At 64.5% G+C, this 20,921-nt stretch carries 16 protein-coding genes and 1 pseudogene; 10 read left to right on the top strand and 7 right to left on the bottom strand.

Annotated elements, in window-relative coordinates; translation table 11 throughout:
* Positions 1-77: 77 nt before the first annotated feature.
* Both AKJ09_RS56105 and AKJ09_RS14105 read right to left on the bottom strand, forming a co-directional pair.
* A pseudogene (locus tag AKJ09_RS56105) lies at positions 78-239 on the bottom strand (sigma factor); the annotation flags it as partial.
* A gap of 118 nt (positions 240-357) precedes the next feature.
* Positions 358-819: a hypothetical protein gene (locus tag AKJ09_RS14105; protein ID WP_146647725.1), complete on the bottom strand. Its 462-nt coding sequence runs from the start codon at positions 817-819 to the stop codon at positions 358-360.
* Positions 820-1,822: 1,003 nt separating this feature from the next.
* On the opposite strand from AKJ09_RS14105, the gene AKJ09_RS14100 reads away from it, so the two are divergent.
* The 6 genes from AKJ09_RS14100 to AKJ09_RS14075 are packed head-to-tail and all read left to right on the top strand — an operon-like array spanning position 1,823 to position 9,502.
* A complete protein-coding gene (locus AKJ09_RS14100) occupies positions 1,823-3,148 on the top strand; it encodes a TolC family protein (protein ID WP_169927530.1) in 1,326 nt (441 codons plus the stop codon).
* Complete coding sequence (locus AKJ09_RS14095; RefSeq protein WP_146647723.1) at positions 3,145-3,501, top strand: hypothetical protein; 357 nt, start codon at positions 3,145-3,147, stop codon at positions 3,499-3,501. Before AKJ09_RS14100 ends, AKJ09_RS14095 begins: the two co-directional genes overlap by 4 nt.
* On the top strand, positions 3,498-4,145 hold the full coding sequence (locus tag AKJ09_RS14090) for a DUF3575 domain-containing protein (protein WP_146647722.1): 648 nt from the start codon (positions 3,498-3,500) through the stop codon (positions 4,143-4,145). The genes AKJ09_RS14095 and AKJ09_RS14090 overlap by 4 nt, the downstream gene beginning before the upstream one ends.
* Positions 4,145-5,152: a nuclear transport factor 2 family protein gene (locus AKJ09_RS14085; RefSeq protein ID WP_146647721.1), complete on the top strand. Its 1,008-nt coding sequence runs from the start codon at positions 4,145-4,147 to the stop codon at positions 5,150-5,152. Before AKJ09_RS14090 ends, AKJ09_RS14085 begins: the two co-directional genes overlap by 1 nt.
* A gap of 11 nt (positions 5,153-5,163) precedes the next feature.
* Positions 5,164-6,288, top strand: coding sequence for an efflux RND transporter periplasmic adaptor subunit (locus AKJ09_RS14080; RefSeq protein WP_169927529.1), 1,125 nt, complete (start codon positions 5,164-5,166; stop codon positions 6,286-6,288).
* Between the two features lie 10 nt (positions 6,289-6,298).
* Positions 6,299-9,502 (top strand): efflux RND transporter permease subunit, encoded by a 3,204-nt coding sequence (locus tag AKJ09_RS14075; RefSeq protein WP_146647719.1) that lies wholly within the window; start codon positions 6,299-6,301, stop codon positions 9,500-9,502.
* 68 nt (positions 9,503-9,570) lie between these two features.
* Here the strand turns inward: AKJ09_RS14075 and AKJ09_RS14070 are convergent, their stop codons facing one another.
* Both AKJ09_RS14070 and AKJ09_RS14065 read right to left on the bottom strand, forming a co-directional pair.
* Positions 9,571-10,710 carry a hypothetical protein gene (locus tag AKJ09_RS14070; protein WP_146647718.1) on the bottom strand — a complete coding sequence of 380 codons (1,140 nt, stop codon included), beginning with the start codon at positions 10,708-10,710 and terminating at the stop codon, positions 9,571-9,573.
* A gap of 136 nt (positions 10,711-10,846) precedes the next feature.
* Positions 10,847-11,521, bottom strand: coding sequence for an L-threonylcarbamoyladenylate synthase (locus tag AKJ09_RS14065; RefSeq protein WP_146647717.1), 675 nt, complete (start codon positions 11,519-11,521; stop codon positions 10,847-10,849).
* A 154-nt stretch (positions 11,522-11,675) separates the two neighbouring features.
* Between AKJ09_RS14065 and AKJ09_RS14060 the strand changes: the two genes are divergently transcribed.
* Positions 11,676-12,755 (top strand): prepilin peptidase, encoded by a 1,080-nt coding sequence (locus AKJ09_RS14060; protein ID WP_146647716.1) that lies wholly within the window; start codon positions 11,676-11,678, stop codon positions 12,753-12,755.
* 512 nt (positions 12,756-13,267) lie between these two features.
* Here AKJ09_RS14060 and AKJ09_RS14055 read toward each other — a convergent pair.
* From AKJ09_RS14055 to AKJ09_RS14045, 3 genes are all read right to left on the bottom strand, one after another.
* The gene (locus tag AKJ09_RS14055) at positions 13,268-14,560 is read right to left on the bottom strand and encodes a citrate synthase (RefSeq protein WP_146647715.1); all 1,293 of its coding nucleotides are present in this window, start codon (positions 14,558-14,560) and stop codon (positions 13,268-13,270) included.
* A 287-nt stretch (positions 14,561-14,847) separates the two neighbouring features.
* Positions 14,848-15,588, bottom strand: coding sequence for a 3'-5' exonuclease (locus tag AKJ09_RS14050; protein ID WP_146647714.1), 741 nt, complete (start codon positions 15,586-15,588; stop codon positions 14,848-14,850).
* 9 nt (positions 15,589-15,597) lie between these two features.
* The gene (locus tag AKJ09_RS14045) at positions 15,598-16,611 is read right to left on the bottom strand and encodes a DsbA family protein (RefSeq protein WP_146647713.1); all 1,014 of its coding nucleotides are present in this window, start codon (positions 16,609-16,611) and stop codon (positions 15,598-15,600) included.
* A 144-nt stretch (positions 16,612-16,755) separates the two neighbouring features.
* On the opposite strand from AKJ09_RS14045, the gene AKJ09_RS55540 reads away from it, so the two are divergent.
* From AKJ09_RS55540 to AKJ09_RS14030, 3 genes are read left to right on the top strand one after another with little or no spacing between them, the layout of a single operon-like run.
* Positions 16,756-17,562, top strand: coding sequence for a response regulator (locus AKJ09_RS55540; RefSeq protein WP_146647712.1), 807 nt, complete (start codon positions 16,756-16,758; stop codon positions 17,560-17,562).
* Positions 17,559-19,151, top strand: coding sequence for a helix-turn-helix domain-containing protein (locus AKJ09_RS14035; protein ID WP_146647711.1), 1,593 nt, complete (start codon positions 17,559-17,561; stop codon positions 19,149-19,151). The genes AKJ09_RS55540 and AKJ09_RS14035 overlap by 4 nt, the downstream gene beginning before the upstream one ends.
* Complete coding sequence (locus tag AKJ09_RS14030) at positions 19,148-20,779, top strand: ArnT family glycosyltransferase (RefSeq protein ID WP_146647710.1); 1,632 nt, start codon at positions 19,148-19,150, stop codon at positions 20,777-20,779. The genes AKJ09_RS14035 and AKJ09_RS14030 overlap by 4 nt, the downstream gene beginning before the upstream one ends.
* Positions 20,780-20,921 lie beyond the last annotated feature (142 nt).

The following is a 20,921-nucleotide window of genomic DNA, read 5'->3' as shown; positions in this document are numbered from 1 at the left end:
GTGGCTTGCGGGGGCAGGTTCCGGCGGTGCCGCGAGGCCTGCCGGACGCAAATACGGTAGAGCCAGGCCTTCAGGTGATTCCGCTCTTCGTACCTGTCGAGGGAGCGGTGAACGGAGATGAAGACTTCCTGGGTCAGATCGTCGAGATCCGCCGCCGGGACACCCAGACGACGGAGAAGGCGCCAGACGAAGGCCCCGTGCTCACGGAAAATTTCCGCGCTCGAACGGCTAGAACGCACGGGGACGGCCACCTCTCCCACCTGCGGGAGAGGCGCGGCTGCAGAAGGACCGAATGGACCGAACGCTGCCAACCGTGGGGACCTCGATTGGGTAGAAGACAGGCGATCGGACTTTTTATCACAAAAAGTGCACGACCAGTCCGATGCCCCCCTGTGCGGCAATGAGGGATGGTCGCAGCAGCGTGAGTTGCTCTCCCGAGGGGTCTCGGTAGGTGAAGCGGTCTCGGCGCAATACGGCTGCGATCTGAGCTGCAAGGAAGGGCTCGAAGTCGAGCTTTCCGAGCTTGCCTACGCGAAGTCCGATGCGCCCCTCGAGGGGGATGTCGAGGAGGAGGCGGGAGACGTCGGTCCCAGCCGTGAGGTTCGGGGCGTTGGCGTGGAGCCGTCCGCCATCGATACCGGTGCAGAGTGCAAAGGATGCAGGCTTGCGCGGAATGAACTCGTGACAGGCGAGAAGAGACAGAGAGAGCCGATCGAAGTGACCACCTGGCTGCGTCTCGACAGAGGCGACAGAACGCGGAGGCCAGTACGCACCACGCCCGATGAAGTAGACGAGGCGCGTCGGTGGCTCGACGACCACTCCTCCTTGTAACGCCCATGACACGCCTGGCAAGACGCCCGTGCAGTCGGGCCGAGGGGACCCGCGCTACGAGAAGCGCTCGGCGCACCGTGACCGCCCAAGCCGTGGCGAACGTGGAGGAGCTGCGAGGTGGAGGTCCCTGCAAACGCGAGCAGTCGGTTGCTCATCAGATTGGTAAGCCGCAATGCTCGAGTTCGAGCCGCACAGTGTGGACGCTCAGGGGCGTGACGCCCACGCCGGTCGCGAATGAGCTGAAGCCGTGGCAACAGAAGATGTGGGCCACGCCAGGGTGACCGACGAGCGGGCCGCTGGAGACTTCACCCCGCGCCCGCGCGGCCTCGTCGACACGCACTACCCAAGGCAGAGCGGATCGCGTCGTCCTGGATGACCTGTCAACGCACAGGCAGCTCGCGCTGTATGAACCCTCGACCTGGCGGAGGCATGCTCCGTCGACCCGAATTCCACTGCACGCACGGCGTCCGCGAGTTGGCTGATGATGGTCGAGCCTCGATCGCCGCATCCTCAGGATGAGAAAGTTGGTCTCCGAGACGAGCCTGCGTCTGCCGCAATCTCGACAAGGCGAAACTCGAAGTGGCTATTCACAATCGAATGAGCGCGACAGAGTTGGTCGCGCATGTCCCGCGCCCCCTAATACATAGAGGTCGTCGCGCGTTACATGCTCCCGCCCGAATGACGCCGTCGCTCAGTGTTCGTCGCGCGCGCCGTTTTCGCTGCGCGCGCGACGTTGGATTGGATGGCCGTCGAGAAGCGATATCGTCGACTTCGACGCGCAGACTCGTCCACGCGAGCGGATCGCAAGCTCGTGCACGGTGCCGATTTCTCAGATCTTACGCGAATGTAAAGAACGATTTGGAAGAGCCGGTGGCATGCTCCTGTGATGCAGGCCAAGCGGCTATGGCTGCTCGAAAGGACGCCAAGACGACTGACGGCGGCCACTCTTTTATTCTTTCTCGCGGCGTGGCTCCTCGCGTTGCGATCTGCAATGGCTGCCGACGTTGTCCCTCCCGCGACCGAGCTGCCGCACACGCTCACGCTCGAAGATGCGCTCGGGATCTTCCGCAGGCGTGGGCTCGATCTCTTGATCGCAGACGCGAACACCCGCGGCGCCGAGGGGGCGGTGAAGATCGCCGGTGCGGTGGCGAATCCCGTTGTCTCGGCGAGTGTCGGTAATGCATTCACGTATTCGACCAACAAGTACAGTCACGACAACTGTCTCGAGAGCGGCGCCGAATGCAGTCCGTGGAGTTACAATCTCGGTATCAGTGACTCGGCGGCGCTGGCGGATGCCCTCTCCGGCAAGCGTGATCTGCGGTTAAAGGTGGCTCGTAACGCGCTCGCGGCCGCGAAGATGGCGCGGGTCGATGCCGAGCGCACGATCGCGTTCCAGGTCAAGGCGACCTACATCCAGACGGCGCAGGCGACGCTCGCGTTCAAGTTCGCGAAGGACGTCGCAGAGACGCAGGCTACGTCACTGAAGCGGTCTCAGGATCGCTACAAAGGGGGCGCGATCAACGAGGGAGACCTTCAGCGTATCGAGGTGCAGAAGCTCGAAGCCGATCAGGCTGTCGACGAAGCGGAGCTAGCGCTTCGAGCCGCACGCGTTGCGCTCGCGTTCCTGCTCGGAGTACGCGGTGACGTCGCCGACTTCGACGTCGAAACGAAGGTCCTCGACTACGTGGTGCCGGGTCAGCTTCGGGATGCCACAGGGGTGGCACTTCTTCGGACGGCATTCGATCACCGTCCAGATCTCATCGGCCTTGGCTACCTCAAGCAGCAGGCGGAGGCGCAGATCCAACTCGTCAAGCGCCAGAAGCTGCCGGACATCACGCTCGGTGCGAACTATGCGTGGGGTGGTGGTGGTGGCTATGGCGGGACGTCGACGAACGGACCGCTTACACCTCAGACCCTCACCTTCAGCATCTCTGCTCCGCTGCCCGTCTTCTACGGCCTTCAAGGCGAGCAACGCCAGGCGGAAGCGCAGTACGACACGAATGCTCTTCAACAGGCAAAGGTGACGTCGCAAGTCGTCAACGAAGTCGCCACGGCGTTCGCTTCGTTCGCCGTGACGAAGAGGATTGTCGAGCGAATGGAGGGGCCTCGTCGCGCCGGAGGTGGGCTCTTGCAGAGCGCGAGGGGAGCCTTCGAGATCGTCGCGACACAATACGAGAAGGGTGCGGCCAGCCTGACCGACTATCTCGATGCGCTGCGGACGTACATTGCGACGAAGAACGAGTACTTCGACGCCCTCTCGAGCTACTGGACGGCGGTCTTCCAGCTCGAAGCCGCGGTCGCGAGGGACCTGCGATGAAAGCGCCCATTTTCCCTGCAGTAGCGCTCGCCGTCTGCACGGCGCTTTGTTTGGAGCCGCAAGCTGCGTGGGCAGACGATGGCGGTACCGACGATGCCGGCGCGGACGTCCATGACGGCGGAGACCCCACCGAAGTCGCGAGGGTTCCGCTCGCTTGTGATGGTGCTCTCTGCGACACCACGAACGACTCGACGTGCGGGATGTCTCGACGTGGGGGGGCCGATGCGCCCCTTGGCTTGACGGCCGGAGCCTTCGCGCTCGTGCTCACGATGCTCGTGCGGCGGCGCGCGAGCCTGCGGGCCCACGGCCCGAACGCTCGCAGCTCGAGCGAGCGACCTACGGAGCAACGATGATTCGATCCACCCCGTGCGTCCTCTCGCTCGCCTTGGCTGCGTTCGTGAGCTTCGCAACTACAGCGCGAACGGCGGCCGCGGAGCCCGATTCTGCTGTCGACGTGGTCGTTCGCGACCCCGTTCCTCCTCGCCGATACGTGACCGTCGAGTGGAACCCGTTGGCGCTCTTCACGATCAACAAAGTGAGCGCGAACGTCATCGTTGCGCCGGTCGACCACCACGCGCTCGCCTTCAGCCCGTTTTACGCGTGGACGAGCACTGCGCCGATCTTCGTCTTCGACGACGCTGGCAATCCGACGCGGTTGCCCGAACAGAAGTTCAAGGGCTTCGGCGCGGAGCTTGGTTACCGGTACTACTTCGGTGAGGGAGGCCCACGAGGCTTCTTCGTGGGACCGTCCTTGATCGCCGGATCCTTCGACGCAACCGCGCAGGACGGAACGAAGACGCACTTCTTCGATTTGGGCCTCGCGGCGGACGCTGGATACCAGATGCTGCTCGCCGACCGCGTCGCGCTGAGCCTCGGCGGCGGTGTCCAGTACGTGTGGACGACCAAGTCGATTCCCGACCAGCAGTTTCCGTCGCGAGTCTACGCGAACCGGGGCGTGGCTCCTCGGCTACTCCTCTCCCTCGGGTGGGCATTCTGATGTTGCGCGCGCTCCTCTCCGCCATGCTCGCAACCGTCCTCGCGGGCTGTTCGTCCGAGGTGGTTACGCGGCCGGCACCACCGCCCGTGAACTGGGCGTCGCTCGAGGCTCGACCTGCGCCGCCGGATGCTGGCATGTCGACGGCAACGTCGAGGGAACGAGCTGCTGCCGACGGGTATCTCAAAGCACTTGCCTCTCCCAATTTCAGCGAGCTCGGGCGCGTCCTCGACGAAGACGCGCACTTCGCATTCGCCGGATACAAGGACGTTCACGGACGTGACAATACCCTCCGCGTTCACCAGGCTCTTCTTGGTGGGTACAGTTCACGGAGCTTCGTCGCAAGTCGTGTGTTCCTGACGGCCGAAGCACAAATCGTCGAATGGACCATGAGTGGCGAGCACACGAGCTCCCACAAGCCGGTCGTTCTTAAGGGGCTGGCGCTTCTGTGGACGAAGGACGACGGGTCGATCTCGAACGTCCACTTGTATTTCGACGAGGCTTTGGCGAAGGCGCAGATTGGTGTCGGCCCGAAGGCGCTCCAAAACCTTCCCCCACCGGAGCTGCCCTCGGGCGCACGCCAAGAAATCGAGCAAGCTCGCACTGCCGAGGAGAGCGCCAACGTCGCCGTCGTCCGCGACGCGCTCGATGCGCTCGAAAGCAAAAACGAGCCCGCTTATGTCGCGACGATGGCCGACGATGTCGAATTGACGACCCTCGAGAGCGCCAAGCCCGCTCGAGGAAAGGCCGAAGCGCGTGGCTACGTCAAGGCCATGCACAAGGCCATCGCTCAGCTCGACACTTCAGTCGACAACGTCTGGGGCGTCGGTCCGTTCGTCGTCGTCGAGTACCACATCGTCGGCGAGCAGCGTGGCCCGATTGGCTTCGTACCCGCCCAGAAAGACAACTTGCTGAAGATGTACGTGGTCGACGTCGTCGAGTTGCAAGGCGGAAAGATTTCGCGCCTCGCGCGTTACGACAACCCCGCTCAGATCCTCGTTGCCCCCTGATGAGATCCCCGATGAATGCCCATCGTTGGCCCCTTCTGTTTGCACTGCTCATCGGCACCGCCGGTTGTAACCACAAGGCGAACGCGCTTACGACACCACCGGGGCCGTTGAACGAGGCGCTCCTCACGCAGGAGCAGATCAAGAAGATGAGGATCGCGACTGCGGTCGTCGATCTTCAGGACGTCGACGACACGGTCCTGACGACCGGCAAGGTCGCCTATGACGATCAACAGGTCGTTCACGTCTTCTCACCCGTGGCGGGCAAGGCGGTCAAGGTGCTCGCGCAACTCGGCAACCACGTGAAGAAGGGTGACCCTCTCGTGGTGATCGAGTCGCCCGACATCGGTGTCGCCACTTCCGATCTCAGCAAGGCAAAAGCCGATCTGATCGCCGCAGGTCACGACTACCAACGGCAGAAGGAGCTGCTCGAGACGCACGCCACCTCGCAGAAGGACTTCGAGACGGCGGCCGACAACTACCGGAAAGCGAAAGCCGAGGTAGAGCGTGCGGAGCAGAAGGCGCGGCTCTTTCGCCAGGGGGATGTGACCGGGCAGACGTACACGCTGCGCTCTGATCTCGAAGGCGAGGTCTTCATGAAGGCCATCTCGCCTGGAATGGAGATCGCAGGCCAATACGGTGGAGGGACGACCGAGCTGTTCACGATCGGTCACGCGAGCAAGGTGTGGGTGCTCGCCGACGTCTTCGAGCTCGACATTCGGCGTGTGAAGCTGGGGGCCAAAGTCGTCGTGAACGTCGCGTCGTGGCCAGAACGGATGTTCGAAGGGACGGTCGACTGGATCAGCGGGGCGCTCGATACGAATACCCACGCAACCAAGGTGCGATGCACCTTCGACAATTCTGACGGGGCGCTGAAGCCAGAGATGTTTGCGACGATGAGGATTTCGGTGGACGTGAAGAAGGCAATCGCGATCCCGCGATCGTCGGTTCTTCGTTTCGGAGATCAGACCGTCGTCTTCGTTCATCGCGGCACCAAAGACGGTAAGGAAAGCTTCGAGCGATTGCCGGTTACGGTCGACGAAGGCGAAGGGAGCGAGTGGCTCACCGTCGAACACGGGCTCGAGAAGGGCGACAAGATCGTGACCGACGGCGCGCTCCTACTCTCCGGCATGCTCTAGCGGGGATCCCATGATCGAGAAGATCGTCCGCTTCGTTCTCAAGGCTCCCGCCTTCGCGGTCCTGCTCGCGCTCGGCCTCGTCGGAATCGGCAGCTATTCGTACAGCGAGCTCAACATCGAGGCGTACCCGAATCCCGTCCCGCCGCTCGTCGAGGTCATCGCGCAGCCGCCCGGATGGAGCGCCGAAGAGACGGAGCGCTACGTCACGATACCGCTCGAGGTTGGTCTCGCCGGAATGCCCGGGCTCGACCACACGCGCTCGCAGTCACTGTTCGGTCTGTCGGACGTGAAGTGCTACTTCAAATGGGGCACGAAGTACGAAGACGCACGCCAGGAAGTCATCAACCGCCTGCAGTTCGTCACGCTGCCTCAAGGCGTTCAGGCCACGATTTCACCGTGGAACGCGATCGGAGAGGTCGTTCGTTACACGGTCGAGGGGAAGGGCTACACCGTCCAGCAGCTCAAGACGGCCCAGGACTGGATTCTCGAGAAGCAGTTCAAGCAAGTCCCCGGAGTCGTCGACGTCGTCAGCTTTGGCGGTGAGACGAAGCAGTTCCACATCGGCGTCGATCCGTACCGCTTGAAAGGCCACGGCGTCACGCTTCAGCAGGTCATCGACGCGGTCCAGAACGCGAACGTCAACTCGGGTGGCCAGCGCCTCGAAATGGGCGAGCAGTCGTATGACATCCGGGGCATCGGTCTGCTCCGAGACGTCCACGACATCGAAGATATCGTCATCGTCGGCATCAAGGGGACGCCCGTTCGCGTTCGCGATGTTGCCGACGTCAAGATCGGCCCGGCGCCCCGCCTCGGGCAGGTCGGGATCGATGAGCGGCCCGATGTCGTTCAGGGCACGATCTTGATGCGATACGGAGCGGAGACGAAGCCGACCCTGGACGGCATCCACGCCAAGATCGAGTACATCCGAGCGAATCACATTCTGCCGCCCGGGATGGAGGTCAAGACCTACTACGATCGCGGCGATCTGGTCGAGCTCACGACATCGACGGTCATGGAGAACGTAGCGGTGGGCATTGCGCTCGTCGCGATTGTACTCCTCGTGTTCCTCGGTCACGTCCGCGCCGCCCTCATCACCGCAGTGACCATCCCCCTGGCGCTGCTCGGTGCGTTCACGGGCATCGTCTTCACGAAGACCTCCGCGAACCTCATCTCCATCGGCGCCGTGGACTTCGGCATCGTTGCCGACTCCTCGGTCATCATGATGGAGAACATCTTCCGGCATCTCGGCCCCCACGGCCGCGGCTCGATGAAGCAGCGAATTCTCGCGGCGGCGCACGAGGTCGGAACGCCGATGGCATTCTCGACCCTGATCATCGGTAGCTCGTTCATTCCCCTCTTCACGATGACGGGTGTCTCGGGCGTCATCTTCTCGCCGATGGCGCGTACCTACGCCTTCGCGATCGGCACGGCTATCCTCCTCGCCCTGACGCTGCTCCCGGTTCTCGCGTGGAAGCTGATCCCGGCGAATACCAAGGAGGAAGAGCCTCTCGTGATGCGAGCGCTGCATCGCATTTATGAGCCGATTGCAAACACCTTCCTGAATCACGCCAAATTCGCGATTCCTCTGCGCATCGTCGTGCTCACGTCGTGCGTTTCGCTCTTTCCGCTGCTAGGCGGCGAGTTCATGCCAAAGCTCGAGGAGGGGAATCTCTGGATTCGCGCAACCCTCCCGAAGAGCATTTCCCTCACCCAGAGCGCGAAATACGTCGATCACATGCGGGCGATCGTCCGCGGGTGTCCTGAGGATACGAGCGTCCCCTGCACGCGCGATAACCAGAAACACCCCGAGGTCATCGCGGTGACTTCGCAGCTCGGGCGTCCCGACGACGGTACCGACGTGACCGGCTTCTTCAACATCGAGCTCTTCGCACCGCTCACGCCCTTCGACAAATGGAAGAACGGGCTCACGAAGGAGAAGCTGACCGAGCAGCTGAACCAGGAGCTGCAAGACGCCTTCCCGGGGGTCGTCTTCAACTTCTCGCAGATGATCGGTGACAACGTCCAAGAGGCGGTCGCGGGGGTCAAGGGCGAGAACTCGATCAAGATCTTCGGCCCGGACCTCAACGAAAACGAAAAGAACGCGGACGCCATCGTCGAGACGCTGAGCCGCGTGCGAGGAATTGCGGACCTCGGCAAGTTCAGCACGCTTGGGCAGCCGAACGTGAAGATCTCTCCGGATCGGAAGGCGTGCGCTCGCTATGGTTTGAACAGCGGCGACGTCGTCGGAGTCGTTCAAACCGCGATCGGTGGCCAGGCGGTCACCCAGCTCTACGAGCGCGAGAAAGCCTTCGACGTCGTCGTCCGGTGGCTGCCGCCGTATCGCTCGTCGCTGGAAGCGATCCGCGAGATTCAGATTGCGACACCGGACAACTTGATGGTGCCGCTGGGGCAGGTAGCGAAAATCGAGCTCATCGAAGGCCCCTCGAACATCTTCCGCGAAGACGGCCAGCGCTACACTCCCATCAAATTCTCCGTGCGCGGGCGCGACCTCGAGAGCGCGGTGAAGGAGGCACAGGAGAAGGTCAATGCCTCGGTTCCGCAAGGCTACGGAAAGCGCCTCGAGTGGTCCGGCGAAATCAACGAGCTCCGTGAGGCGCAGCGCCGACTCCTCGTCATCATTCCACTGACGCTGCTTCTGATTGCCCTCCTCGTCTATGCGGCCGTGAAGACGTGGCTCGACCTGCTCGTCGTTCTCATCGACATCCCGCTCGCGTGCACCGGCGCTCTCCTCGCGCTGCTCGCGACGGGCACAAACTTTTCGGTGTCGGCGGCGATGGGCTTCCTTTCGATCTTCGGTATTGCAATCCAAGACGCGATCCTGGTCGTCACGTACTTCCAGCAGATGCGTTACAAGGAGGGCATCCCTCTCCGAGATGCCGCGCGCGGCGCCTCCGAGAAGCGTTTCCGTCCCGTCCTCATGACGACACTCGTGGCCATGCTCGGGCTCATGCCGGCGGCACTCTCGCACGGGATCGGCGCGCAGACGCAGAAGCCACTCGCGATAGCCGTCATCGGCGGCTCGTTCATCCTCGCGATGATGAACCGAATCATTCAGCCTCCGCTCTTGCTCGTTGCGCACGAATGGTGGGAAGCGATGAGGATTCGTAAAGGCCTCAGTCCGAATCCATTTGCGCGCGAGGAGGAGACGGAGCCGCCGAGCGCGGAGCCTCAGGTGCCGACCACGGCTGAGTAGGCTCGACAAGATGGGCACCTGGTAAACACAAGGTGCCCACGGCCCGATCCGTCGGTGGCGCGTGTTGTCTAGAAAAAGTGCACGACCAGTCCGACGCTCCCCTGTGCGGCGATGAGGGATGGTCGCAGCAGCGTGAGTTGCTCTCCCGAGGGGTCTCGGTAGGTGAAGCGGTCTCGGCGCAATACGGCTGCGATCTGAGCTGCAAGGAAGGGCTCGAAGTCGAGCTTTCCGAGCTTGCCTACGCGAAGTCCGATGCGCCCCTCGAGGGGGATGTCGAGGAGGAGGCGGGAGACGTCGGTCCCAGCCGTGAGGTTCGGGGCGTTGGCGTGGAGCCGTCCGCCATCGATACCGGTGCAGAGTGCAAAGGATGCAGGCTTGCGCGGAATGAACTCGTGACAGGCGAGAAGAGACAGAGAGAGCCGATCGAAGTGACCACCTGGCTGCGTCTCGACAGAGGCGACAGAACGCGGAGGCCAGTACGCACCACGCCCGATGAAGTAGACGAGGCGCGTCGGTGGCTCGACGACCACTCCTCCTTGTAACGCCCATGACACGCCTGGCAAGACGCCCGTCCCCACCGTGAAGTCGAGGAGTGGGGAGACGTGCCATGAAGGGCCTTCCGGGCGCGCTGACGCTGGAGTTCGCGGCGTCGCTCGAGCTTGTGTAGACTGCACGGAAGGCTGCGGGGCCGGTGGTGCCGGCGTCTCGGGAGCTGGAGCAGGCGCGGGATTCGGAGCTGGAGCAGGCGTTTCGATCGACGCGGGAATCGTGCGCGGAGGACCGACCATGATCGCGAGGACGACGGCGAGCGTGTCGATGCCCTTCGCGCAGTCGTCCGCGCGCACAGTCACGTCTCGCTGGCCGAGCTCCTGCGAGTCGCGCGCGAGCTCCGATATTTGCGCTCTCCACTGATCGCGGCTCGTCTCGTTCACCTCGGCACGCACCACCAACGTGCTGTCGGCGAGATCCGCATCGGTGAAGATCGAGCGGTGGAGTCGCTTTTCGATCGCGTCTTCGAGAGCCTTGCTCCCGCCGCATTTCTCGATGGGATTGTCCTCTCCCACCAGCGTCAGCGAGAAGCGCGCAACGTGCTCTTCGCGCGGCGGATTCGCGCGCGCCGGCGACGACACGAGAACGCCGGCAAACGCCAATGCGAGGGTCGCGCGAACGAACGTCCTTCGATCCGTACTCGTCCTCAGCGCGCTCACCGCTGCGAGTCACTCTAACGCGACGCGATCGAAACACGCGACGAGAGAGCGTCGTCGCTGCTGGAAGTCCCTGCGACGGCCACGCTGTAACTGCTCGGAATTGCAGGCTTGGGAGGCCCCTGACGTGGGGGCGAGCTCAGTCGCGCATGTGCTGCTTGAGCTCACGCATCGCGTTCTGCATGCCACGGAGCGAGCGCGGAGCTTCGTCGACGAACTCGTCGACCGGGCCTGCGCCTTCACGCACGACCACAGGGGGCTGGACGGTCAAATCGATCACCGTCGTGGGGACGACTCCGCCGGCTCCCGAGTCGATGACGAGGCCGAGGCCTTTGAAGTCGTCGTCGATCTCGTTGGCGTCGACGTGCGGCTCGGCTCCCGTGCGCTGCGCCGTGGTCGAGATGATCGGACGGCCGAGCTCGGTCACGAGGGCGCGGGTGACCTCGTGGTTGGGGATACGAATGCCGATGGTCTTGCGCTTCGTCTGGAGTAGGCGCGGGACCTCGCGTGTTGCCTCGAGGATGAAGGTGTACGGTCCGGGCAGGAAGCGGCGCAGCACGCGGTACGTCTGGTTGTCGACGATGGCGTACTTCGCGATCTCGCCGAGGTCCGGGCAGATGAACGCGAGCGCTTGCGAGCGGTCCATGCCCTTGATCTGGTAGAGGCGGTCGACGGCCTTCTTGTTCGAGAAGTCGCAACCGAGACCGTAGACCGTGTCCGTCGGGTAGCCGATCACCTCGCCCGCCTGCAGCGCTTCGACGGCGCGGCGAACCTTTCGAGGCTCGGGATGATCGGGGCTGATTTGGAGAAGCATGGTGCTGCTGCGCTGGTGCGCGAGTGCGAGAGAGAGCCGGAGTGAGCCGACGTGTACCGCTTAGATATGTGTCGGCGGGCGCAACTTACCAGGCCTTCGGGAGGTTCGCGACCAAGAGCAAGCGCGATGCGCTGATGTTACGCTGGGGCCTTCCATGATGACGCTGGGTGAGATTGTCGCCTGGATCCCGCTGTGGCTCCTGCGAGCCTCCGTGTTCGTGTTTGGACTGCTCTGGGGAAGCTTCCTCAACGTCGTCATTTATCGCGTGCCGCTCGACATGAGCGTCGTCTTCCCCGGGTCGCATTGCCCCGGCTGCGGCAAGCCCGTGGCCGGTTACGACAACATTCCGGTGCTCTCGTACGTCATTCTCCGCGGCCGCGCGCGCTGCTGTGGCGCAAGGATGAGTCCGCGCTACCCGCTCGTGGAGCTCTTGGGCGGGGCGCTGTCGCTCGCGGTCTTCGAGGTCATCATTCGATCGCTCCCCGGCTCGATGGGCATTGGTCGCGCCGCAGCGATCTATGCGGCGGATTTCGCCCTCTGTCTCGGCCTCGTCGCGGCGGCGTTCATCGATCTCGAGCACATGATCCTGCCCGACCGCATCACCCTCGGCGGCGTCGTTCTCGGCATCGCCACCGCCACGCTCCGCGGCTCGTCGTTTCGCGAGTCGATCGTTGGCGCGCTCATCGGCCTGCTCATGATCTGGTTCCCGCTGATCTTCCTCTTCAAGGGACTCACGGGCCGTAACGGCATGGGCTTAGGTGACGCCAAGCTCGTCGCGCTTGCCGGTGCATGGTTCGGATGGCCCGGCGCCGTCTTCACGTTGTTCGCAGGCGCATTCCAGGGCGCGCTCTACGCGATGGTGATGAAGGTACTCGGCATCGAACTGAAGCTGCCGAAGGCCGTTCAGGACGACATCGATCGCCTCAAGAAGGCCGCCGCGGAGGGCGATCCCGAAGCGATCGCGGAGCTCGAAGAAGATCCGCTCACCGAGTCGGAAGGCGACGCCTTCATCCTTCGTTGGATTCGTACGGGCCTTGAGAAGCTAGGTCTCGTGCGTCCGAAGTCGGAGACGGCAGCGACCGAAGCGCCGGCCGACGAAGAGGCCGAAGAGGAAGAGCCGCCGCAGCGCACCTGGATGCCCTTCGGTCCGTTCTTGATCCTCGCCTGCCTCGAGCTCCTCTTTGCGGGCGACCTCATCGCCGCGCAGTGGCAGGCGCTCTTCGCCTCGGGGTGATCGCACGCTCAGCAAGCAGGTGGGAGCGACTCCATTCAATTTAGGTGTGATCGACCCTCATCCCAGGCCCTTCTCCCTAAGGGAGAAGGGGGAGAGGATCGTTGCTGTACTGCCCGCTCCGCTCCCCTCATCCCCGCCCTTCTCCCGGAGGGGAGAAGGGCTCTAGGCGGCGAAAAACGGCACGCAAACGTGTGCTGATCTTTCACGTGAGCGTGTAGCGGTCACCCGCGCGTTCCCAGGTGAGTTCTCCTCCCGTCTCCCTCTGGGAGGAGGGCGGGGGATGAGGGCGGCAGATTTCACCGCGGGGGCGCAGCGGATTTTCCAGCGGGAGAGCCGCGGATTACGGAGAAGAGAGCAGCGCTTCTCCCGGAGAAGCAGCGTGTTCCTGCCGCAAGAGAGCAGCGCTTCTCCCGGAGAAAGCAGCGTGTTCCTGCTTGAGGGACAAACGACGAAGGCCGCGTCCCTCGTGAGAAGGGCGCGGCCTCGTCGTTCACCCCGAAGGGGAACTCAGTTCACTTCGAGCGCTGCTCGATCGGGACGTACAAACGCTCCGTCGGACCCGTGTAGATCTGGCGCGGACGGCCGATCTTGGTCGAGGTGTCCTCCATCATCTCCTTCCAGTGGGCAATCCAGCCGGGGAGGCGACCGATGGCGAAGAGCACGGTGAACATGTTCGTCGGGAACCCGAGCGCGCGGTAGATGATGCCCGAGTAGAAGTCGACGTTCGGGTACAGCTTGCGCTCGACGAAGTAGCTGTCCTTGAGAGCAGCCTCTTCGAGCTCCTTGGCGATGTCGAGGAGCGGATCCTGGATGCCGAGCTTGGCGAGGATCTTGTCCGCCGTCTGCTTGATGATCTTCGCGCGGGGGTCGAAGTTCTTGTAGACGCGGTGGCCGAAGCCCATGAGGCGGAAGTTCGAGTTCTTGTCCTTCGCGAGCTCGACGTACTTCTTGACGTTGCCGCCGTCGCGCTGGATGGCCTCGAGCATCTCGATGACTTCCTGGTTCGCGCCGCCGTGGAGCGGGCCCCAGAGAGCGAGGATGCCTGCGGCGACCGACGCGAAGAGGTTCGCGCGTGAGCTGCCGACGAGACGCACGGTCGACGTGGAGCAGTTCTGCTCGTGGTCGGCGTGAAGAATGAAGAGAAGGTTGATCGCGGACTCGATGTCCGGGTCGACGACGTAGGGCTCCGCAGGAACGGCGAACATCATGTGCATGAAGTTCGCGGCGTACTTGAGGTTGTTCTGCGGGTAGATGAACGGCTGGCCGATCGACTTCTTGTAAGCGTAGGCCGCGATCGTACGCACCTTCGAGATGAGGCGCGCGATCGTGATGTCCATCTTCTCCTTGTCGTTGATGTCGTGCTCCTCCGGGTAATACGTGGAGAGCGAGCAGACCATCGAGGAGAGCACGGCCATCGGGTGGGCCGTCGACGGGAAGCCGTCGAAGAAGTGCTTCATGTCCTCGTGGATCAACGAGTGACGCGTGAGCAGGTTCGAGAAACGATCCAGCTCCGGCTGCGTCGGAAGCTCTCCGTAGATCAGGAGGTACGCCGTCTCGACGAAGCGCGACTTCTCTGCGAGCTGCTCGATCGGAATTCCCCGGTAACGGAGAATGCCCTTCTCTCCGTCGAGGAATGTGATCGCGCTCTTCGTCGACGCCGTGTTCATGAAGGCCGGGTCGAGTGTGACCAGACCTGTCTTGGCGCGGAGGTTCGCGATGTCGATGCCGCGTTCGTTCTCGGTCCCGGTGATGACCGGAGCCTCGAACGTCGAATCCTTCAGCTTAATCTCGACCTTGTCCGTCACGGGGGCCTCCTCGAAGCGCGCTGGATATTAGGGAACCTTGCGCGGCGCGTCACCCCCCAAAAGACGACCAAATCTACCAACGTCCGAGATTTGATTCGCGCCCTTCCGACCGCCGGCCTTTCTTGGCCGACGAACGCTACGCAATTCATACGCGCGAACCCATTCGGGGTCGCCGTTGAGCCGTGAACGTCACGGTTCGGCACTCCGTGAGGAGTGTCCAACGATGCGATTCTCGACGGTTCGCACGGTGAAGAACGCGTGACGAACCGGCCGAGATCGCGGGAGGCTCATGACCTCCAGTGGCGGCGCGCATCGGCCTGGGCCTGGCCGATTCGGCGCTGCTCCTGAACGAGCGCACCGTATGCCCGAGGCATGCGCGGATCGCGGCCGAGAGCGAAGAGGACGCGTAGCGCGGCCTCGGCGTCGTCTTCGGCTCGGTGAGCATTCTCGAGTGAGATGCCGAGACGCGCAGCGACGTCTCCGAGGGCACGAGATTTCTCGTCGGATTGGATGTCACGCGCCCAGATGAGCGGGTCCAACCATTCCACGTCGCGCGTGAGCCCGGGCACACCCGCGGTGTCGAACTTCGCGCGGGAGAACTCGCTCATCATGAACGCGCGATCGAACGGAGCGTTGTAGGCCGCGGGCACGCGTCCACGCAGCGCGGCAGCGATCTCCGAAGCGACGGCCTCGAAGCGCGGCTTGTCCGCGACCATGTCATCCGTGATGTGGTGAATCGCGGAGACCTCGGCCGGGATGGGGATGCTGGGGTGGATGAGCCAGTTGTACTTGGCGACGATCTCGCCGCCCTTGCCGACGACGATGCCGACTTCGACCACGCGATCGACGGAGGCGTCGCGGCCCGTGGTTTCGACGTCGAGCAGCGCGATCTCGATCTCCTGCCAAGGCGTGTCCGCCGCAATGCCTTCGGCAAGGCCGCGGACCGTCGTCTTGAGGAGATGCGCGATGCCCGGGTAATGGCGGCCGGTCGGAAAGCACCCGCAGCCGTCACCGAGCGAACGCGTCACGTGGCGGGCCTACTTCTTCGAGCCGGCGTCGGTCGCCGTGCTCGGCTTGGAGGTTCCGGCATCGGCGCCCGTCGTGGGCGGCTTGCCCGCAACGGCGCCCGCGCCAGCCACGGCCGCGCTGCCGCTTGCCGGCGCGCTCGGCGTGTCTTTGCCGAGGCCCGCGAGCTCGAGGCCGATCCACTCGTTCATGTCCTGGCGACCATCGAACGAGCGGCCGTTGATGAAGATCGACGGCGTGCCCTCGATCTTGACGTCTTCGCCGAGCTTCTTGTCTTTGGCGATGCGCTCGGTCGTCTCGTTCGACTGCATGTCGGCGTGGAGGCGCGACACGTCGAGACCGAGCTCCTTCGCGTAGTTGTCGAGGTCGCTCTGCTCGAGATGGCGCTGGTTCGCGAAGAGCGCGTGGTGCATCTCCCAGAACTTGCCCTGCTTCCACGCCGCGATCGCCGCGCGCGCCGCGATGTCCGCGTGGGGGTGACCCGGAAGCGGGTAGAACTTGAAGACGAAGCGGACGTCGTTTTTGTGCCCTTCGACGACCTTGTCGATGTACGGGGCGACTTCGCCGCAGTGCGGGCACTCGAAGTCAGCGAACTCGACGATCGTGATGGGCGCGCTCTCGGGGCCCTTCACGGGCGAGCCATCGAGCGGGACGTCCTTCACCTTGCTCGCGTCGAAGCGGTTCTTGTAGCTGGTCTCGACCTGCTCGCGCGTCATGCCGTCTTTGACGCCGCGAAGCACGTACTTCGCTGCAGGCAGACACTTCGAGCACGCGCGCTTCTCCTGCACGCACTGCGCGATCGACACCGGCACGTTCTGGCAAGGAGAGAGGAACTCGGAGACGTAGGCGCTCCATTCCTTCTTCTCGCGCGGCGTGAGCCCGCTCGTATCGACACCCTCGAGGGTGACCTCGGCGGCCGCCGGCTTCTCTTTGGTGGTCGCGTCGTCCGGCTTGGACTTGCCGCACGTCGATTCCGATATGGCAAAAAGCCCAAGGATACCGATGGTTAGCGCTTTTGAGACCATGCGAGCGGGCGCAGTCTAACACAGGCACCGCCGTTGGGGCGGCCAGGACCACCCCTGGTCGGGTTCGTGCCGGGGCCATGGTCGAGAAAACCCGGCGATCCTCCGTTTGCGCGACGGCGGGGACGCGGCTAGGTATTGCGCACCTTGCGCTCGGTCGTCTTTCGCTTTCGGGACATCTCGGCGCTGAGCGTGGCGCTCGAGGAGACGCGCGGCTCGCTGCCGTTGCCCGAAGGTGAGGCTGGCGTCGACGGTGAATGGGTGCTCGCCATTTTCGAGATCGGCTCGCGTCGGCGCGCCACGGCTGCGGCTGCGCGATGCGTGTGCGCCGCGGGCGACCCTCACGTCGAGTTCGAGCGTCGCGATTGGGATCGCCTCCAGTCCTTCGCGGTCGCCCGCAGTGAGCACATGCGTGCCGCGCGGCCCTTGTCCACGACCTCGTCCGGACGACTGCCGGCGGCCTTGGAGAGCCCCATCCCGAACGAGAGTGACCTCCCGCCCGCGTCGGTTCCCATCGAATCCACGCGCGTCCCGCTGGGCTCGCGTGTGCTCATCGTCGACGCCGACCCGGTCACCCGCACCGACGTGTGCTCGATGCTCGCGGAGATCGGGCTCAACGTGGAAGCCGTGGCCACGGCCGAAGACGCTTCGGCTCGCATGCGCGAGGTTGCGTTCGACGCGCTCGTGCTCGATTTCCACGCCAAAGGGCAGGACCCGCTCGCCTTCGTGCGCGGGCTGCGTCGCGATCCGCTGCGTTCCCCCTTGCCGGTGCTCTTCTTGTCGAGCCACCCTTCGTCGCGTGACGAGGTGGAAGCGTTCGCCAGTGGCGCCGACGACTTTTTGCCGAAGCCGTTTCGGGCCGCCGAGCTGGGCGCCCGCATCTACGGCCTGCTTCGTCGCGCGCGACTGCTTCGCGCGAATCTTGGACCGGGGGCAACCGGAGGAACTCCGTGACGGATAGTCTGCCGCCACCGTCGATTGAGCTCGAAAGTTTAGAAGGCGTTAGAGGGGCGCGGCGCCTTTTGGCCGTGGGTGGTGGTCGTGGTGGCGTGGGCAAGAGCCTCATCGCCCAGAACCTGGCCGTCTACTTCGCGCAGCTCGGCAAGAGCGTCGTGCTCGTCGATTGCGATCCGACGGGCGCGAACATCCACACGCAATTCGGGCTCAATGCGCTCTCGTACCCGCCGCCCATCGACGGTCCGCTCGAAGAGCTGATGAAGTCGCTCGTTCCGACGAGCGTTCCCGGTCTCTCGATCTTGCCCGGACCGCACGACGCCATCGAGCCGCCGCTGCAGCTCCGAGCCGGTCGCAAGAGCCGCTGGCTCGCGCGCCTCCGCGCCTTGCCGTGCGACTACATGGTCGTCGACGTCGGTCCAGGCCATTCGAACCTCGCGCTCGACGTCATGCTCGGCGCCGACCTCGCGATCTGCGTGACCGTGCCCGAGCCGCCGGCCATCGAGGCAACGTACCGCTTCATGCGCGCCGCCTTCCGGCGCAAGCTTCGTCGCGCGCTCGTGCGCGATCGCTACCGGCTCTCGCTCGTCGATCGCACGATGAAGGAGATCGGCCGCCTTCCTTCGCCGATCGAGCTGATTCGCTCGCTCGCCCGTGTCGACCGCACCCTCGCCGAGCTCGCCTGGGCCGAGGCGCATCGCGTGCACCTCTATCTGGCTGTGAACCAGACGCGCGTGCGCACCGACCTCGAGCTTGCCGGTTGGATGAGCACGCTCTGCAAGCGCCACTACGGCGTCGCGCTCGACGAGCTCGGTTGGGTCGAGCATGACGACACGGTGTGGCTCTCGGTCCGCCGCCGCCGGCCGCTCCTCGTCGACAGCCCCACCTCCAAGGCCGCGCGCAACATCGAGCGCATCGCCCGTCGTGTCGTGGCGCTCACCGCGCCCAAGCAGGAGACCGCCGAGATGGCGCCGCCGCTCATGGGAACGGGCGGGGCTCCGAGCTCGCTCGACCCGCCGGATCACTACGCGGTGCTCGGTGTCGGTCGCTCGTCGAACGACGAAGAGATTCGTCGCGCGTTCAAGCGCCAGCGCGAGGTCTACGCCACCGGCGGTCTCGCCACCACCTCCCTTCTTGATGACTCCGAGCTCGGAAATGCGCAGGCGCGCGTCGACGAAGCGCACGACACGCTGCTCGATCCGGTTCGTCGTCGAGCCTACGACCTCTCGACGTTCCCCGAGCCCGATGCGCCGCCGCTCGTCGGTGCCATCGCTCGGCCCGCACTCGCGGCGGAGCAGCTCATGCTCCAGAGCGAGCTCGCGCGCGAGATCGGTCCGGACACCGAGTTTTCCGGCCCGCTCCTTCGTAAGGTCCGTGAGTCGCAAGGAATCGAGATCGTCGAGATCAGCTCTCGCACGAAGATCTCGAAGGCTCACCTGGTCGCTCTCGAAGAAGAGACCTACGACAACCTGCCGGCCATCGTTTACGTCCGCGGCTTCGTGATGGAGCTTGCCAAGTACCTGCGTCTCGACCCCGCGCAGGTCCAGCGCACCTACCTCCGGCGGATGCGCGAGAAGAACGCGTCGTGAACGAGGCTCCCCCCATCGGGGATCACGGCGCGCCACGGGATGGCGTGCGCGACGAACGTGGCCTGACGACCAAGCGCGTTCGCCCGGCCGCGAGTGTCGACGCCCTGTTCGCGTTCGGCCTCTTCGTCGTGGCGCTCGCGCTGCGCCTCGCGGCGGCGTTCACGCTCGCGGCCGAGCCCGTATGGGACGGCCAGTATTACGACTTCGGCGCCAAGCGAATCGCCGCCGGGTTCGGATACTCCGACGACCGGATGATCGACGGTCACGCCGTCTGGCATCCGTGGTGCCACTATCCCGTTGGCTACAGCGGCTATTTGGCTGCGTTTTACAAGTTTTTCGGCGCCACGCCTGTCGCGGCCCACGTGGCAAACGGCGTCTGCGGTGCCCTGCTCGCCGTCGTCACGTATCTGCTCGCGCGCGAAGCTCTGTCGCCTCGTCGGGCGAGAGCCGCTGGTGTCCTCGTGGCGGTTCATCCGGGCCTCGTGTTGTACGGCGCGCTCGCGATGACCGAGCCGCTCTCGGCGCTGCTCGTTCTGGCGGCATTCTGGACTTCGATTCGCGTGCGACGAAGCCATTGGGGGCTCGCCTCGAAGCTGCCGTCGTGGCTCTTGTCGCTGCGCGGGCCCGCGGCGGGGGCGCTCGTCCTCGGTCTGTCCGCGCTGGTGCGTCCGCAAGGCTTGCTCTGCGCACCGATCCTCGGCCTCGCGTACGGCGTGCCCGGCGAGGTCGAGGCGCATGCTCGCTGGCAGTCGCTTCGTCGTTTCGTCGTGGGGGGCGTCGTCGCGTCGCTCGTCGCCCTCGTCCCGGTCTTGCCGTGGACGGCGCGCAACTGTCGCGTGATGGACGGCTGCGCGTTCGTCAGCACGAACGCCGGTTGGAATCTCGCCATCGGTGCATTCCCGCGCGCGACCGGACGCTTCGAAACGCTTCGTTCGTCCGACGGATGCCGCGAGGTGACCGGTCAGGTCCAGCAGGATCGATGCTGGCTCGCCTACGGTCTTTCGCACATCCGCTCGGCTCCGCTCCGCTGGCTCGGCCTCGTGCCCGCCAAGCTTTCGTACACCTTCGATCACGAGTCGTTCGCGGTCGAATACCTCCACGAGGCAAGGCCCGCGGCATGGCCCGAGCCTCGTCGCACGCGAGCACGCGAGCTGCTCACGAGCCTTCACCGACTGCTCGTCGTGTTCGCCACGTTCGCATTCGTCGGGCTCGTCGTTCCGGGGCGCGGCAAGCCGCGTGAGATGCGAAGAGCGGCGATTGCGCAAGGCGTGGTCTTCGCCTCGCTCGGCATCGGCGCTTACTTGGCATTCGCCGAAGGCACGCCCACGTTCTGGCCGCTCGTCCTCGTGTCGTGCGTCCTGCCGTGGCTACCGATTCCCGGTCGGCCGGCGCTGCCACCCGCGATTGCGATGGGGGTCGTGCTCCTCGCGACCACGGTCCTCACGCACGCCGTCTTCTTTGGCGAGGACCGCTACCACATGGTCGTCACGCCGGTGCTCTGCCTGCTCGCGGCCGCCGCCTTCCGCGCGCCCGCATTCTCGCCCAAGAACACGCCCGAATACACGAACGGCGCGAACACCGAGTTGGGTGGGCGCGCCGTCGAAAGTGCTCAAGCTCAAGCGGAGTAAGCGACGCGGTTCTACCGTGCGCTCGCTTCGAGGGGCAAAGAAAAAGCGGGCGAGAGGATGCCCGTGCAGGCCTGCGCGTAGGCCCTCTCCTGGCAGGTGGAGTTGTCAGCCTGTGCCATCCTGAGCCTGCTCCACGATCGGC

Origin of the sequence: Labilithrix luteola (genome assembly GCF_001263205.1) — a bacterium.
Lineage (GTDB): Bacteria > Myxococcota_A > Polyangia > Polyangiales > Polyangiaceae > Labilithrix > Labilithrix luteola.
The sequence above is the reverse complement of the archived record's forward strand: the minus strand, read 5'-3'. Positions and strand labels throughout refer to the sequence as shown.

What these genes read in the sequence shown, in the direction of transcription:
- AKJ09_RS14045 (WP_146647713.1), bottom strand. Translation starts at nt 16,611, where the DNA reads ATGGTCTCAAAAGCGCTAACCATCGGTATCCTTGGGCTTTTTGCCATA.
- AKJ09_RS14075 (WP_146647719.1), top strand. Translation starts at nt 6,299, where the DNA reads ATGATCGAGAAGATCGTCCGCTTCGTTCTCAAGGCTCCCGCCTTCGCG.
- AKJ09_RS14100 (WP_169927530.1), top strand. Translation starts at nt 1,823, where the DNA reads ATGGCTGCCGACGTTGTCCCTCCCGCGACCGAGCTGCCGCACACGCTC.
- AKJ09_RS14095 (WP_146647723.1), top strand. Translation starts at nt 3,145, where the DNA reads ATGAAAGCGCCCATTTTCCCTGCAGTAGCGCTCGCCGTCTGCACGGCG.
- AKJ09_RS14065 (WP_146647717.1), bottom strand. Translation starts at nt 11,521, where the DNA reads ATGCTTCTCCAAATCAGCCCCGATCATCCCGAGCCTCGAAAGGTTCGC.
- AKJ09_RS14060 (WP_146647716.1), top strand. Translation starts at nt 11,676, where the DNA reads ATGATGACGCTGGGTGAGATTGTCGCCTGGATCCCGCTGTGGCTCCTG.
- AKJ09_RS14085 (WP_146647721.1), top strand. Translation starts at nt 4,145, where the DNA reads ATGTTGCGCGCGCTCCTCTCCGCCATGCTCGCAACCGTCCTCGCGGGC.
- AKJ09_RS14080 (WP_169927529.1), top strand. Translation starts at nt 5,164, where the DNA reads ATGAATGCCCATCGTTGGCCCCTTCTGTTTGCACTGCTCATCGGCACC.
- AKJ09_RS14090 (WP_146647722.1), top strand. Translation starts at nt 3,498, where the DNA reads ATGATTCGATCCACCCCGTGCGTCCTCTCGCTCGCCTTGGCTGCGTTC.